This is a genomic window from Shinella yambaruensis, from assembly GCF_050859155.1.
GTDB lineage: Bacteria > Pseudomonadota > Alphaproteobacteria > Rhizobiales > Rhizobiaceae > Shinella > Shinella yambaruensis.
Genome location: NZ_CP150639.1, coordinates 446,749 through 461,473 on the forward strand (window position 1 = coordinate 446,749; position 14,725 = coordinate 461,473).

Annotated in this window: 13 protein-coding genes; 7 read left to right on the forward strand and 6 right to left on the reverse strand. The window is 67.2% G+C overall.

The features are described from left to right. The first annotated feature begins 7 nt into the window (after positions 1–7). Positions 8–784, forward strand: coding sequence for an SDR family oxidoreductase (locus WMC41_RS24415; RefSeq protein WP_432348484.1), 777 nt, complete (start codon positions 8–10; stop codon positions 782–784). Between the two features lie 243 nt (positions 785–1,027). On the opposite strand, the gene WMC41_RS24420 is transcribed toward WMC41_RS24415, so the two are convergent. After that, positions 1,028–2,233, reverse strand: coding sequence for an ROK family transcriptional regulator (locus WMC41_RS24420; protein ID WP_244766545.1), 1,206 nt, complete (start codon positions 2,231–2,233; stop codon positions 1,028–1,030). Positions 2,234–2,422: 189 nt separating this feature from the next. On the opposite strand from WMC41_RS24420, the gene WMC41_RS24425 reads away from it, so the two are divergent. From WMC41_RS24425 to WMC41_RS24450, 6 genes are all read left to right on the forward strand, one after another. Continuing rightward, a complete protein-coding gene (locus WMC41_RS24425; protein WP_244766546.1) occupies positions 2,423–3,661 on the forward strand; it encodes an extracellular solute-binding protein in 1,239 nt (412 codons plus the stop codon). A 69-nt stretch (positions 3,662–3,730) separates the two neighbouring features. After that, on the forward strand, positions 3,731–4,615 hold the full coding sequence (locus WMC41_RS24430; RefSeq protein WP_432348486.1) for a carbohydrate ABC transporter permease: 885 nt from the start codon (positions 3,731–3,733) through the stop codon (positions 4,613–4,615). Continuing rightward, on the forward strand, positions 4,615–5,460 hold the full coding sequence (locus tag WMC41_RS24435; protein WP_432348488.1) for a carbohydrate ABC transporter permease: 846 nt from the start codon (positions 4,615–4,617) through the stop codon (positions 5,458–5,460). The genes WMC41_RS24430 and WMC41_RS24435 overlap by 1 nt, the downstream gene beginning before the upstream one ends. A 2-nt stretch (positions 5,461–5,462) precedes the next feature. After that, positions 5,463–6,479 carry an SIS domain-containing protein gene (locus WMC41_RS24440; RefSeq protein ID WP_432348489.1) on the forward strand — a complete coding sequence of 339 codons (1,017 nt, stop codon included), beginning with the start codon at positions 5,463–5,465 and terminating at the stop codon, positions 6,477–6,479. After that, a complete protein-coding gene (locus WMC41_RS24445) occupies positions 6,480–7,403 on the forward strand; it encodes a PfkB family carbohydrate kinase (RefSeq protein ID WP_432348490.1) in 924 nt (307 codons plus the stop codon). Then, positions 7,400–8,464, forward strand: a complete 1,065-nt coding sequence (locus WMC41_RS24450) for an ABC transporter ATP-binding protein (RefSeq protein ID WP_432348492.1) — start codon at positions 7,400–7,402, stop codon at positions 8,462–8,464. Before WMC41_RS24445 ends, WMC41_RS24450 begins: the two co-directional genes overlap by 4 nt. A gap of 3 nt (positions 8,465–8,467) precedes the next feature. On the opposite strand, the gene WMC41_RS24455 is transcribed toward WMC41_RS24450, so the two are convergent. The 5 genes from WMC41_RS24455 to WMC41_RS24475 form a co-directional block, all read right to left on the reverse strand. Continuing rightward, positions 8,468–9,373, reverse strand: coding sequence for a siderophore ABC transporter substrate-binding protein (locus tag WMC41_RS24455; RefSeq protein ID WP_432348494.1), 906 nt, complete (start codon positions 9,371–9,373; stop codon positions 8,468–8,470). Between the two features lie 44 nt (positions 9,374–9,417). After that, positions 9,418–11,727 (reverse strand): TonB-dependent receptor, encoded by a 2,310-nt coding sequence (locus tag WMC41_RS24460; RefSeq protein WP_432348496.1) that lies wholly within the window; start codon positions 11,725–11,727, stop codon positions 9,418–9,420. 132 nt (positions 11,728–11,859) lie between these two features. Then, a complete protein-coding gene (locus WMC41_RS24465) occupies positions 11,860–12,831 on the reverse strand; it encodes a FecR family protein (RefSeq protein WP_432348498.1) in 972 nt (323 codons plus the stop codon). A gap of 93 nt (positions 12,832–12,924) precedes the next feature. Further along, complete coding sequence (locus tag WMC41_RS24470) at positions 12,925–13,437, reverse strand: RNA polymerase sigma factor (RefSeq protein WP_432348500.1); 513 nt, start codon at positions 13,435–13,437, stop codon at positions 12,925–12,927. Positions 13,438–13,666: 229 nt separating this feature from the next. Continuing rightward, positions 13,667–14,542, reverse strand: a complete 876-nt coding sequence (locus WMC41_RS24475; RefSeq protein WP_288079379.1) for a helix-turn-helix transcriptional regulator — start codon at positions 14,540–14,542, stop codon at positions 13,667–13,669. Positions 14,543–14,725 lie beyond the last annotated feature (183 nt).

A 14,725-nucleotide genomic window follows, 5' to 3' on the forward strand; every position in this document is an offset into this window, starting at 1 on the left:
AGCGGCGATGGGCGGACGCCTTGACGGAAAACGGATCGTCGTCACCGGCGCGGCGCAGGGCATCGGCCTTGCCATGGCCGAGTGCTTCCTTGCCGAAGGGGCGAGCCTCTTCCTCATCGACCGGGACGGCGGCCTGCTCGCCGCCGAAGCCGGGCGGCTTCGTACCGGCGGCGGCCGGGTCGGCCATGCCGCGGCCGATATCACCGATGCCGACGCCATCGCGCGGGCGGTTGCCGCAGCGGCGGCCGAGATCGGCCGGCCGAACGCGCTCGTCAACAATGCCGGCGTCAACGTCTTCTTCGAGCCGCTGACGCTTTCGGATGCCGACTGGCAGCGCTGCTTCGACATCAACCTCAAGGGCGCGTGGAACTGCAGCAAGGCCGTGCTGCCGGGCATGATCGAAGAGGGCGGCGGGGTGATCCTCAATATCGCCTCGACCCATGCCTTCACCATCATCCCGCACACCTTTCCCTATCCCGTCGCCAAACATGCGCTGCTCGGCATGACCAAGGCGCTCGGCCTCGAATATGCGGGGAGGGGCGTGCGCGTGAACGCGCTGGCGCCCGGCTATGTGCGCACGCAGAAGGCCGTGGAATACTGGAACAGCTTTCCCGATCCGGTCGCCGCCGAGGCGGAGACGATGGCGCTGCATCCCAGCGGGCGCATCGCCTCGCCGGAGGAGATCGCCAAGGCCGCGCTCTTCATGATCTCGGACGAATGCCCCTTCATGAACGCCACCTGCCTGACGGTGGATGGCGGGATGAGCGTGCTGCATCACCCCTGAGCGGGCGGATTTTTCGGTAGCTGAAAAAAAGAGGCCCCGCACGAAGCGGGGCAGCGAGCGCCACGGTTGGCTCCCAATGACGCGGGGAAGCTCGCGGGTTGCGCGAGTGATATCCCAGTAGGGTTTTGCCGGAGCGCAGGGAAGGTCTGATTCGGCGATTCCGGTACGCTCGTGCAAATAAACTGCAGATGCAGCCGTTTTGGCCGCGGCGCGGCCGGAAAATGCCTGCGAAACAGGCAGGCTTCAGGAGGCCGTTTTCAGGATCGCGGAAAAGCGCGGGTCGAAGGCGCGGCGGATCGGCTCGGCCGCCGCGCCCAGCGCGACGGCCCAGGGACCGATCATGCCGAGCTGCAGGCGCGGCAGCGTGCGGCCGGGCCGGTCGGCATTGGAGGGGATGAGCGGGAACATCGCGTCGAACAGCCGCTTGGCCAGCGGCTCCGGCGCGCTGCCGGAGAGGATGACGGTCTGCGGGTCGAAGATGGTCTCGACCATGTGCACGGCCTGGCGCATGTCTGCCGCCGCATCCGCCAGCCAGGCGAGGATGCGCGGATCGTCCGCAAGCGTTCGCCGCTCGACCTCGGCATAGGCTTCCGTGGTCGCCGAATCGAGGCCGAGATGCTGGAACAGCGAGGCGAGCGACGAACGGTGCTCCAGCGGAGACGGTGTGCCGCCGCGCGAGAACAGCACCATGCCGATCTCCCCGGCATTGCGGTTGCTGCCGGTATAAAGTTCCCCGCCGAGGATGAGGCCGGCGCCGATGCCGTAGCCGAAATAGATGCACACGGCGTGGTCGAGGCCGTCGGCCGAACCGTTCATGCGCTCCGCCGCCGCGCAGGCGGTCGCGTCGTTCTGCAGGCTGGTGGCCAGCCCCGTGCCGGCGGCCAGCGTTTCGACGAGCGGAAAGGCCTGCCACTCGGCCATCATCCAGGTCTCGTCGTCGGAGGGCGCGAGGCCGAAAGGCCCGGGCATCGCAAGGCCCAGCCCGGCCAGCCGGTGCGCCGATTCAGGAATGCGCCGCGTGAGGTCGGCGCGCATGGCCTCAATGAGGCGAAGGATCAGCTTGCAGCCCTCCACCGGCCCGCCCGGCGGAAGGTTGGCCACCGCGCGGGCGACCTCCTGTCCCATCAGGTCGACGGCGACGAGACGTGTCAGGTGCCGGTCGATCTGCACGCCGAGCGCGAAGGCGCCCTCCGGCACGAGGCGGTAGGGGGTCGAGGGCTGGCCCCGCCCGCCGCGCACCACCTCCTCCGAGGCGACGAGACCGTCCACCTCGAGGTTTTCGACAAGGTTGGAAATGGTCTGCTTGGTCAGCCGCGTGGCGCGGGCGAGATCGGCGCGCGACAGCGGCCCGTTCAGCCGGATGGCCTCGATGATGACGCGCCGGTTATGGGCGCTGGTGCCTTCCTGGTTGGTCCCGCTCTTGGCGCGGATCGTCCGCAGTTCGTTCATCGACATCCCCTCTTGACACCATTTGAATAATACAGAACATTTAAGTCAAGAAGTTTGACTTAATAAGGAGCCGGAGAGCTCCGGGGAACGGCGGCGGGTCTCCCGCCATGATCCGGCGATGAACCCGCAACGACCGGGGGTGCCTGCAGGGCGCTTTCGGATGCATGAACCAAACAGGAGGACGCAATCATGTTGAAATCGATGAAGAAGACCTTGCTCGGCGCGGCGCTGGTTGCCGGCGTTTCCGCCCCGCATGCCTTCGCGGAGACGACGCTCAACGCGCTCTTCATGGCGCAGGCCGCCTATAGCGAGGCGGACGTGCGCGCCATGACGGACGCCTTCACCAAGGCGAACCCGGACATCAAGGTGAACCTGGAATTCGTTCCCTACGAGGGCCTGCACGACAAGACCGTGCTCGCCCAGGGCTCCGGCAGCGGCTATGACGTCGTGCTCTTCGACGTGATCTGGCCCGCCGAATATGCGACGAACAACGTGCTGGTCGACGTTTCCTCCCGCATCACCGACGAGATGAAGAAGGGCGTGCTGCCGGGCGCCTGGACGACCGTCGACTATGACGGCAAGTCCTACGGCATGCCGTGGATCCTCGACACCAAATACCTGTTCTACAACAAGGAAATCCTCGAAAAGGCCGGCATTCAGGCTCCGCCGAAGACCTGGGCCGAACTGAACGAGCAGGCCAGGATCATCAAGGACAAGGGCCTGCTGGCCACCCCGATCGCCTGGAGCTGGTCGCAGGCCGAGGCGGCGATCTGCGACTACACCACGCTCGTCAGCGCCTATGGCGGCGAATTCCTGAAGGACGGCAAGCCGGCCTTTGCCGAGGGCGGCGGTCTCGATGCGCTGACATACATGGTCGACAGCTACAAGTCCGGCCTCACCAATCCGAACTCCAAGGAGTTCCTCGAAGAGGACGTGCGCAACGTCTTCCAGAACGGCGAGGCGGCCTTCGCGCTCAACTGGACCTACATGTACAACATGGCCAATGGCGGGGAAGACAGCAAGGTCGCCGGCAAGGTCGGCGTCGTGCCCGCGCCGGGCGTTGAGGGCAAGAGCGAGGTCTCGGCGGTCAACGGCTCGATGGGCCTCGGCATCACCACGACCAGCAAGAGCCCGGACGAGGCCTGGAAGTACATCGTGCACATGACCTCGCAGGAGACGCAGAACGCCTATGCCAAGCTCAGCCTGCCGATCTGGGCGTCGTCCTACGAGGATGCCGCCGTCACCGCCGGCCAGGAAGAGCTGATCGCCGCCGCCAAGCTCGGCCTTGCCGCCATGTATCCGCGGCCGACCACGCCGAAATACCAGGAGCTCTCCACCGCTCTCCAGCAGGCCATTCAGGAAGCCCTGCTCGACCAGGCATCGCCGGAAGACGCGCTGAAGTCGGCGGCGGACAACAGCGGCCTTTGAGGTTCGGCCTTGCGGGCGGCGCCGGCCGCCCGCACACTCGCCCTTCCTGAAATCGACGAAGAGGACGCTATGTCCAGCACCTGGATGACGACCCGGGCATGGCTTCTCATGCTGCCGCTGCTGGCGGTCATGCTCGCCGTGATCGGCTGGCCGATGGTCGATACCGTGCGGCTTTCCTTTACGGACGCCAAGCTGATCGGTTCCGGCGGCGCTTTCATCGGCTTCGACAACTACCTGAAAATGCTGTCGAACAGCAATTTCCAGCGGGCGCTCTACGCCACGACCTGGTTTGCCGTCGTCTCCGTGACGGCGGAGATGGTGATCGGCGTTCTGGCCGCCCTGCTGCTGAACCAGCGGTTCTATGGCCGCACCGTGCTGCGCGCGCTGCTGATTCTGCCCTGGGCGCTGCCGACGGTGGTCAACGCGACGCTCTGGCGGCTCATCTACAATCCGGAATACGGCGCGCTGAACGCGGCGCTGACGCAGGTCGGTCTCATCGACGGCTACCGCTCCTGGCTCGGCGAGCCCGGCACCGCCATGACGGCGCTGATCATCGCCGACTGCTGGAAGAACTTTCCGCTCGTCGCCCTCATCGCGCTCGCCGCCCTCCAGGCCGTGCCGCGCGACATCACCTCGGCCTCGCTGGTCGACGGCGCGGGGCCCTTCGCGCGCTTTCGCTTCGTCATCCTGCCCTATCTCGCCGGCCCCCTGATGGTGGCGCTGGTGCTGCGCACCATCGAGGCCTTCAAGGTGTTCGACATCATCTGGGTGATGACGCGCGGCGGCCCGGCCAATTCGACGCGCACCCTGTCGATCCTCGTCTACCAGGAAGCCTTCTCCTTCCAGCGTGCCGGCTCCGGCGCCTCGCTCGCCCTCGTCGTCACCCTCATCGTGACGGTGCTGGCGGTTGGCTACGGCATGCTCGTGCGCCGCACGGCGGGGAGTGCCGCCTGATGGAACGCCGCAGCCTTCTCGCCTCGATCCTCATCCACGCCGCCGCATTGCTGCTTGCCGCGGTTATCGTCGCGCCGATCTTCTGGCTCTTCGTGATGAGCATTTCGCCGGCGGCCGATCTCGTGGCGCGCCCGCTGCGCTGGTGGCCGGGCACGATGGACTTCTCGCGTTACGCCACGCTGCTGTCGACCATCCCGAACAGCGCGGGCGCCAATTTCGTCGCCTCGCTTGTCAACAGCATCCTCGTGGCGGGCATGGCGACGGTCGCCGCCGTCGTGCTTGCCGTGCCGGCCGGCTGGGCGGTCTCGCGCACGCCCTCGGTCGGCTGGTCGCTCTCGCTGGTCATTGCCACCTACATGCTGCCGCCCGTCGCGCTCGCGGTGCCGCTCTATATGGCGCTCGCCACCTTCGGGCTGCTCAATTCGGTCTTCGGCCTGGCGCTCGTCTACCTCACCATCCTCGCGCCCTTCACCACCTGGCTGATGAAGTCTGGCTTCGACGGCATTCCGCGCGAGATCGAGCAGGCGGCGATGATGGACGGGGCGAGCCTTCTTGCGACGCTGCGCATCATCACCCTGCCGCTCGCCATGCCGATCGTCGCCACCGCGGCGCTCTTCGCCTTCCTGCTCGGCTGGGACGAGTTCTTCTATGCGCTGCTCTTCACCTCGGACCAGCGCGCCCGCACGCTGACGGTCGCAATCGCCGACCTCGCGGGCGGCCGGGTTTCCGATTACGGGCTGATCGCGACGGCCGGCGTCCTGGCCGCGCTGCCGCCGGTCCTGGTCGGCCTCATCATGCAACGGGCCCTGATCTCGGGCCTTACCAGCGGCGGTGTGAAAGGATGACGATGAACACGACTGCATCCCGGCCGGAAGGCCTCAAGGCGATCGATCGGGAAATGGCGCGCCAGCATGCCGATGCGCTCGCCTCCTTCCGCAACAACGGCGCGATGGCCGAAAGGGCCGCCGCCAGCCTGAAACGCACCGGCCGGCTGCTGCTGCTCGGCATGGGCGGCTCGCAGGCCGTCGGCCGCGCCGTCGAGCCGCTCTACCGCCGCCTCGGCATCGACGCGATCGCCCTGCCGCTTTCCGAGCAGCTCGGCGCGCCGCTCGCCATCGACGGGCGCACGGTCTTCGTCACCTCGCAGTCCGGGGAAAGCGCCGAGGTGCTGCGCTGGTTCGAGGAGACCGGCGGCAATGACGAAACCTTCGGCTTCACGCTCGAAGGCGGCTCCTTCCTCGCCCGCACCGCGCCCTGCCTCGTCGGCCATGGCGGTACCGAGCAGGCCTTCGCCGCGACCCGCAGCCTGACGGTGAGCTTCTCGCTGCATCTGGCGATCCTCGCCGCCCTCGGCGAAGACGTCGCGCAGGCGGTCCATGCCCTGGAGAACCCGCGGGAACCGGCCATCGACGCGGCGCTGGCCGAACTGTCCGGCGTGCGCTCCGTCGTGACGTCCGGGCGGCGGCTGCAGGGGCTCGCCGAGGCCATCGCGCTCGGCTTCACGGAACTGTCGCGCCTGCCGTGCTTCTCGCTGGAAGGCGGCCAGTTGCGCCACGGGCCGATGGAAATGCTCTCGCCCGATGTGGGCGTGGTTCTCTTTCGCAGCGACGACGCGACGACGGACCTCCTGACGGCGATGGCGACCTCCGTGGTCGAGGCGGGTGCAAAGCTCGTCATGTTCGACGCGTCCGGCCGCCCGCCGGTCGAGGGCGCGGCGACCATCGCCTTCCCGCCGCTGACCGGGCTTGCCGCCGTCTTTGCCATGCTGCCGACGGCGCAGCGGCTGATGATCGCCTTCGCCGCCGCGCGCGTCGCCGATGCCGGCACGCCGGTGCGCTCGACGAAGATTACCCGGAGTGAATGAGTGAAGCCGCTTGCCGTCGTCGGAAACGTCAATGTCGACCTGATCATGGGGCCGGCCGCGCCCTGGCCGCAGCCGGGCACGGAAAGCATCGTCGAGCATGACGAGCTGCGCGTCGGCGGCTCGGCGGGCAATGCCGCGCTCGCCTGGATGGCGCTCGGCACGCCCTTCGAGATCGCCGCCAGCATCGGCCGCGACCAGTTCGGCGTGTGGCTTGCGAACGGGTTCGGCGCGCATGCGAAGAACTGGCCGGTGCATGGCGACAGCACGACGCTCTCCGTCGGCATCACCCATCCGGACGGCGAGCGCACCTTCTTCACGACGCGCGGGCACCTGCCGCTGTTCAGCCTGGAGGATGTCTTCGCGGTGCTCGAAGGGCCGCGGCTTGCCGGCGGCATCGTGCTCCTGTGCGGCTCCTTCCTGACGGAGAAGCTGGTGGAGGATTACGACCGGTTCTTCGACTGGGCGGATCGCCACGCCATTGCCGTCGCCCTCGATACCGGCTGGCCGCTGGAGGGCTGGACGGAGGCGAACAGGCGGGCGGCGAAAGGCTGGCTGTCGCGCTGCCGGATCGCGCTGTTCAACGAGGTAGAGACGACCAGCCTTGCCGGCGTTGCCGATCCCGCCGAGGCCGGGTGCATCCTGCGGCACGGCATGCCGGACGGGGGCATCGTCGTCGTCAAGTGCGGCCCGAAGGGTGCGATCGCCGTGGATGCCGACGACCGGGTTGTCCGCGCTGCGGCGCCTTCCGTGCGGGTCGTCGATACGATCGGTGCGGGCGACGTCTTCAACGCCGCCTTTCTCGCCGCGCATGCGGCCGGGGAGGCGCTGCAGGCGAGCCTTGCCGCCGGCACGGCGGTGGCCTCGCGTGCCATTTCCACCCATCCCCGAAGCTACGCACCGACCGCGCAGGACGTTCCGGCATGAGCACGCTGACCATTGACGCCATCCGCAAGAGCTACGGCGCCGTCGAGACGCTGAAGGGCATCGACATCGCGCTCGAAAGCGGGGAGTTCCTCGTGTTGCTCGGCGCCTCCGGCTGCGGCAAGTCCACGCTGCTCAACATCATCGCCGGCCTTGCCGAGCCGACGAGCGGCGATATCCGCATCGACGACCGCTCCATTGTCGGCGTGCATCCGAAGGACAGGGACATCGCCATGGTGTTCCAGTCCTATGCGCTCTATCCCAATCTCACCGTGCACCGGAACATCGGTTTCGGCCTCGAAATGCGCAAGGTGGACAGGGCGGAACGCGACCGGGCCGTGCGCGAGACGGCGAAGCTGCTGCAGATCGAAAACCTGCTGGAGCGCAAGCCCGGCCAGCTTTCCGGCGGCCAGCGCCAGCGCGTGGCGATCGGCCGGGCGCTGGTGCGCAACCCGAAGATCTTCCTGTTCGACGAGCCGCTGTCCAACCTCGATGCGAAGCTGCGCATGGAGATGCGCACCGAGCTGAAGCGCCTGCACCAGATGACGAGGACGACCGTCGTCTATGTCACGCATGACCAGATCGAGGCGATGACGCTCGCCACCCGCATCGCCGTCATGCGCGGCGGGCGGATCGAACAGCTCGACACGCCGGAGAACATCTACAACCGGCCGGCGACGCTCTATGTCGCGACCTTCGTCGGCGCACCGCCGATGAACCTTCTGGCCGCGACGGCAGGCGAGGGCGGCTTGCGGATCGACGGCACGGATATCACCGTGCCCGTGCCTCACCTGGAAAGTGTCGCGCCGGGGCGCCGGCTCGTCCTCGGCATCCGGCCGGAGGCGATCGAACGGTCGGGCGCGGGCGTGCCGCTCACGGCGCGCTGCGAGGTCGCGGAGCTGACCGGGCCGGAGCTGGTCGTCACGGCGGCGATGGGCAACCAGCGCCTCGTGGCCGCCCTGCCGGCGACCGCCCGCGTCGCGGCTGGCGACGAGATCGCCCTTGCCGTCACGCCCGCCGCCTTCCACGTCTTCGACGCGCAGACGGAGCAGCGCCTGAACTGACGGTTATTTCGCCGCGCTAAAGGCCTCGGCGATGGCGGAATAGACGCGGATCATCGCCTGCGCGCCGCCGGCGGCGATGTAGAAGTCGCCGGACGGCAGGTAGACGACCTGGTCCTTCTTCCAGGCCACCGTCTCGGCGACCAGCTCGTTGTCGAGCGTGATCCTGGCATTCTGCTCGTTGGAGCCGATCGCGGCGGCGCGATCGAGCACGATCAGCCAGTCCGGGTTCGCCTCGCGGATGAACTCGAACGACACCGCCTCGCCATGCGTCGCCGCCTCCACCTCGGTGATCGCCGGCGGGAGGTCGAGCGAGCGGTGCAGCCAGCCGAAGCGCGAGCCGGGGCCGTAGGCGGTGACCTTCGGCCCGTTGGTCATGACGATCAGCGCCTTGCCCTTGCCGGCAACCGCGGCGCGGGCCGTTTCGATGGCGCTGTCCAGGTCCTTGCGGGCGGCCTCGGCCTCGGCCTCCTTGCCGAACAGGCGGCCGTAGGTGGCGATGCGCGCACGCGCCTGGTCGACGAGGTCGTCGCCGTCCATCGTCATGTCGATGGCCGGGGCCACCTTGGCCGCGGCCTCCACCTTGGTGGAGGAACGGCCGCCGAGGATGATGAGATCGGGGGCAAGCGCGCTCAGCGCCTCGAGATCCGGCTCGAAGATGTCGCCGACCGCGCTCGCATCGTCCTTCAGGTGCGACAGTTCCTTCAGGTAGAGATTGGACGGCAGGCCCGCCGGCTTCACGCCGAGCTTGTCCAGCGTGTCGATGGCCGCGATGTCGAAGACGGCGACGGTGGTGACGGGCGTTGCCACGGTCTTGCGGCCGGCGGCCGTGTCGATTTCCACATCGGCGGCGCCGGCAACGCCGGCGGCAAGCAGGACGGCCGCGAGGGCAAGGGATTTCAGGCGTTTCATGTCTGTCTCCGATAAGGCCCCGGCGGTCGGCCGGGGCCATGTCATCAGAACGTGGCGCGCAGGCTGACGAGGAACGCGCGTCCCGGCTGGTAGAGCGGCTTCACCTCGCCGAATTCCTGGCCATAGGTCGCGCGGTCGGCATAGGTCTCGTTGAAGATGTTCTTCACCTCGGCGCGCAGCGTCAGGTTCTGGTGGCTCGGCGGCTTGTATTCGACGAAGCTGTTGACGACCTGGTAGGCCTTGAAGGCCGGGCTGCCGTCCGGAACCTTGTCGTATTTCGGCGCGATCTCGATATCGCCGCCGACGGTGAGGCCCCAGTCGGCGAAGGTGTGGGCGGCGGAGACCGTGATGATCTCGCCGACCGGCGTCGTGAGGTAGGTGCCGGTATCGGAATCGGCCGGCTTGCCGTCGATCAGCGTGTCGATATTGGCATATTTCACGCGGATATAACCATCCGTCCAGTCATAGCCGGCACCGATGGAGAAGCCTTCGGATTCGACCTGCCGTGCCGCATAGGCATAGGCGTATCGGGCGGCGCGCGCATTCTCCATTTCCGTGCGGAAGATGGAGCCTTCGATGCTGAAGCCCTGATATTTCGCGAGAAGGCCGACCGTATAGTTGTCGGATGTGGTCGGCTCCGGCTCCGGGAGATAGGTCCAGGCCGGGTTCATGATGAAGTTTTCCGCCAGCGGAATGCCGGCCCAGACATGGGAATAGCCGGCCTTGGCCGTCAGGAAGTCCGCAATCAGGTCGTATTCAGCGGAAATATTGCCGCTGAGGCCGGAATTGTCGAATTCCTGGCCGCCCGTGCCGGTGAACCACTGATGATCCGCCCGCCCGCCGAAGGAGAGGCGCGCACGCTCGAAGGGCTCCAGCCGTGCCTGGACATAGGCGCCGAGATTGCTCGCCTTTTCCGTCGCCGGCTCGAACATGTCCTCGAGCTCCGCCCTGTCGCGATAGAAGTCAACGCCCGCCGTGACGGTGCCGAGATCGAAATGGAAGCGGTTCTCGAACTTGCCGTTGAACGTGTCCGTCGCGCCGGCCACCGGATAGGTTTCCGGATTGGTCCCCGGCCTCAGGAAAACCGTCGTGCCGACCTTCGTCCGGCCATAGGCGAGCACCAGCTTGGGATCCCACCAGCCCTCGGGCGTCGTGTCCGTATAGGTGAAGACCGTGTTGGTGCGGTTGAGCTCGTAGTCGCGCACCAGCGGCTCCCAGGGCTTCGCCCCGGTCGTCGTGCCCATATTGGCGCGGAACGGGCGCGGCGCCTCGTCCTTGATCGCCTCGTGGCTGAGCTCGACGCGGTCGCCGCTTTCGAATTCATAGGCGATTTTGCCGATGCCGCTCTGGAAATGCGTGCGCGTGCCGAGCACCTCGTCGCCGTTGCCGGCGGAAAACTCCTGGCCGCGGCCGATGTTGAAATAGCCGAGATATTCGAAACCGTCCTGCTTGCCGAAGGTCGAAAGGCCCGTGGTGAAGATGTTGCCGTTGGTGTTGAAGCCGGAGTGGACGAAGCCGCCGTAACCGTTGCCCTGGAGGAAATCGCCGACATCCTTGGTCTCGTAGACGATGGAGCCCGCGAGCGCGCCCGGGCCGGCATCGGCCGGCGCAACGCCCTCGTCGACGCTGACGGCCTTCAGCAGCGTCGGGTCGATCAGCGTCGTCGCATTGTGGTGGAAGACCTTGTTGTTCTGGCGGCTGCCGTCGATGGAGATCGCAAGGTTGGTTTCCTCTATGCCGTTTACATAGACCTTCTGCGACATGGGCAGCGAGGAGCCGACCTTGACGCTCGGCTCCTCGCGGAAGACGTCCTGGATGGTGGCGGGGTTCTTGCGTTCGAGGTCCCTGGCGGAAATGTTCAGCTCGCTGACGTCGCCCTCGCCGACCTTTTCGCCCTCCACCGTGATCCGGTCGAGCGTCGTCGATCCGTCTTCCACGGAACCGGTGACGAGCGGGGAGAGATGCGCGGCGGTGACGATCGCCGTGCCGTCGGTGGTGACCGAATGGCGCGTGTCTGTGCCTTCGAGAAGCCGGGCAAGCGCCTCCTGCGGCGTGAACGCGCCCTTGACCGGCCGGGATGTCAGCCCGCGCGAGGTGGCGGCGGCAAGCGAGACCTGCAGGCCGGATTGCCGGCCGAAAGCGTTGAGCGCGCCCGCCAGCGGCTGGGCGGGAATATCGAATGCCATGGTGCCGACGCGGGCGGATTTCGCCTGGGCGGCCGCCGGCTGCAGGACCGCCAGCGGCAGGCTGAAGACGAGCGCGGCGGCGGTGGAGACCATCAGCCTGGCCATGAAGACGGTGCGCGTGCGCGCCCCGGCGCGCGACGTGGTCGATCGATCGATATGCAAACGCATTTTACCCCCGGTATATCCTCGGGATGCGCCGCCCCTGAAGCGCGCATTCCCGGTGCAGAGACGATCGCCTCGGGAATCTTTTTCACGCTTCCGGCAAATTTCCTGAATTTTTCGGAAAACTTTCCGAAAGGCTCAGTAGCGGGAGACGATCCGGGTATAGGGGGAGATGGAACGCACCTTGCCGCCATGGGGTTTTACCAGCGCCTTCAGCGCCCGGTCTGGATCGCGGAGGTCGTAGAGGCCGGTGACGCGCTGGCGGCCGAGCGTGCGGTCCGGCACGCTGATCCAGGCGGAATGGTAGCGTTGCAGGCGCGCGACGACGCTGTCGATGGTAACGTCGTCGACGAAGAGCAGGCCGCTCCGCCAGGCGCCGATCTCCTCCAGCGGAACCGTCGCGCGGGTGATCGCGCCGGTCGCGCCATCGACCGTCGCCATGTCGCCCGGCGCCATCTCGGCAACGGCATGCGTTTCGCCCTCGCCGGAAATGCCGACCACGCCGCGGGCAAGCTGCACCGTGGTCGCGGCGTCGTCGAGCGCCACGTCGAAGGCCGTACCGAGCACGACGACCCGGGCATTGCCGGCCTCCACGGTGAAGGGGCGCCTGCCGTCATGCGCCACGTCGAAGAAGGCCTGACCGGCAAGGAGGCGCACATGGCGACCCTCCGGCGTCAGCTCGACGTCGATGGCGCTGTCGGCGGACAGGTTCACGGCGCTGCCGTCGGCGAGCGTCACCATCCGGCTTTCGCCGGTGCCGGTGCGGAAATCGGCCTGCAGCCAGATCATCAGGGCAGGGGCGGCGAGCACGAAGAGGAGCGCGGCGGCAAGGGCGAGGGCGATGCCCGCCGCAAGGGGCTTGCGGCTGCGGCGGGGCAGGGTCGCGACCGGGCGGGCCGGCCACAGGTCGACATGGCGCGGCCGCACCTCGCCGAGGGCGTCCCATGCCTTCAGCGCGTCGCGCCAGGCGGCACGGTTGATCTCCGCGCGCGCGAGCCAGTCCTCCACGTCCCGGGCGGCCTGCGGACAATCGGGATCGGCCTTCAGCCGCAGCAGCCAGTCCATGGCCTCTTCGATCGCGCGCCGCTTTTCGCTGTCGTCCTGAATCAAGTTCTTACCCGTGCCCCGGCTCCCCATGCCGCGCATGGCGTTCTAGCCGAATATCAGATTGCTGCGTAGGGACGATTTGCGCGCGGATTTTTTTCACGGGGCGTCATTGCCGAGCCGAAGCGCGATCTCCACCAGCGCGGCGCGGACATGGCGGTGGGCGGTGGCGACGGAGATGCCGAGGTGGGCGGCGACTTCCTCCAGCGTATAGCCACCGAAACGGTGCATCTCGAGCGCCACGCGCACATCCAGCGGAAACCGGTCGAGCACCTCGGCGATCGCCCGCACCTCGTCGGAGACGAGCACGGTCTCCTCCGGTGTCTCGACGGCGCGGGGCATGGACCAGAACGGCGGCTCGCTGTCCTGTTCCCTCATCTCGATCCTGCGCCGCTTGATGAGGTCGAGGCAGAGATTGCGCACGATGCGGTAGAGATAGGCGAGCGTCTGGCCGGCGGAGGCGCCATAGGTGTTGGCCGGCGAAAAGCGCAGGAAGGCATCCTGCACGATATCCTCCGCCGCCTCGCGCGAGCCGAGGATCCGCGTCGCATAACGGACGAGGGCAGGGCGGTGGGCGGCGTAGAGCAGCGAGGTGGCATCTCCCTCCTTCACGGCGCGGCCTCTTCGATGCGGCTCCAGCGGGAGGCCGCGGGCGGAACGCCGCCCCGGCGCGTCACGCTGCACGCCAGAACCTCTCCCGTCCGCCTTCCGGCATCGCCGCGCGTCGCCGCCATTGCCAACCCTTCAGAATCGCCGCGCCCCGGGCGGCGGCCGTGTGTCCATGAGACATAGCTTAACTTGATTTATCAGGTCAAGTTTATCGCCGGCAAGCGGCCGCCCGTCACGCCCGCCGATGCTTCGGCGTCACGCCATAGGCCTTCTTGAAGGCCGTGGTGAAGCTGGAAGGGTTGCGATAGCCGGCAAGGTAGGCGGCCTGCGAGATCGGAATGCCGTCCCGCTCCAGCGCGGCGCGTGCCGTTTCCAGCCGCTCCTGGCGGATGAAGTCCGACACGGTCGTGCCGAAATGCTCCTTGAAATGGCGCTGGATGGAGGAGGTGCTGATGCCGACCTCCCGCGCGATGCGGTCGAGCGTCAGGTCCTCGCAGACATGGGCGAGGATATAGTCGCGCACCTTCTCGCCCTGCCGGCGACTGAGCGCCGTCGGCTGGTGCGGTTCTGTCGCATCGGCCTCGACGAGAACCGAGCAGGCCTGGCACATGATGTCGAAGGCGTGCGAATTGCGGTAGAGCGTCAGGAGTTCGCCCGCCATCGTGCCCGGCGGCTTGAGGATGTGCTCGGCGATCTGGATGAGGTGGCGGTTCGGGGCGAAGCTGAACTCGGCGAGATGCCGAGCGAAGAACGCGCGCAGCTTCGGCATGCTCGTCGGCTGCGAGCGTATCAGCCGGTCGACCCACGGCAGCGGCGCGGAGATCATCACCTTGCGCAGCGGCGTCGTGCTTTCATTGACGAACTGCAGCTTGCAGTCCCGCCCGACATTCAGCATGAAGACGGTCGGCTCCGGGTTTGCCGCATCGCCCGCATCGATGCGGAAATGTTCCCCGTCCATCACGAAATGCTGCCGGCCCTGCAGGAGGACCATGATCAGGAATTTCGGCCAGACGTCGTAGAGATTGTCGTCCGGCGTGCAGCTTGCCGGGCCATCCATGGCGCCGACGAACAGGTGCTGGGGAACTTCCGGTTTGATCCTGATGTTCAAGACGCCGCCCTCTTGCATCGCCTTTTCCGCGCGAACTGACCCCGGCTGCCGCTTCCGCAAAGTTTTCTGCGGTCTCCGCGAAAGTCTTTGCGGTCGACAGCCGATCCAAGCTACTGGCATAGTTGACTTCGTTAATCAAGTTTAATCGCCGGCCGTCGCGCCGGCCTTGTCGTATGTGGGTTC

What these genes read in the sequence shown, in the direction of transcription:
- WMC41_RS24415 (WP_432348484.1), top strand. Translation starts at nt 8, where the DNA reads ATGGGCGGACGCCTTGACGGAAAACGGATCGTCGTCACCGGCGCGGCG.
- WMC41_RS24420 (WP_244766545.1), bottom strand. Translation starts at nt 2,233, where the DNA reads ATGAACGAACTGCGGACGATCCGCGCCAAGAGCGGGACCAACCAGGAA.
- WMC41_RS24425 (WP_244766546.1), top strand. Translation starts at nt 2,423, where the DNA reads ATGTTGAAATCGATGAAGAAGACCTTGCTCGGCGCGGCGCTGGTTGCC.
- WMC41_RS24430 (WP_432348486.1), top strand. Translation starts at nt 3,731, where the DNA reads ATGTCCAGCACCTGGATGACGACCCGGGCATGGCTTCTCATGCTGCCG.
- WMC41_RS24435 (WP_432348488.1), top strand. Translation starts at nt 4,615, where the DNA reads ATGGAACGCCGCAGCCTTCTCGCCTCGATCCTCATCCACGCCGCCGCA.
- WMC41_RS24440 (WP_432348489.1), top strand. Translation starts at nt 5,463, where the DNA reads ATGAACACGACTGCATCCCGGCCGGAAGGCCTCAAGGCGATCGATCGG.
- WMC41_RS24450 (WP_432348492.1), top strand. Translation starts at nt 7,400, where the DNA reads ATGAGCACGCTGACCATTGACGCCATCCGCAAGAGCTACGGCGCCGTC.
- WMC41_RS24455 (WP_432348494.1), bottom strand. Translation starts at nt 9,373, where the DNA reads ATGAAACGCCTGAAATCCCTTGCCCTCGCGGCCGTCCTGCTTGCCGCC.
- WMC41_RS24460 (WP_432348496.1), bottom strand. Translation starts at nt 11,727, where the DNA reads ATGCGTTTGCATATCGATCGATCGACCACGTCGCGCGCCGGGGCGCGC.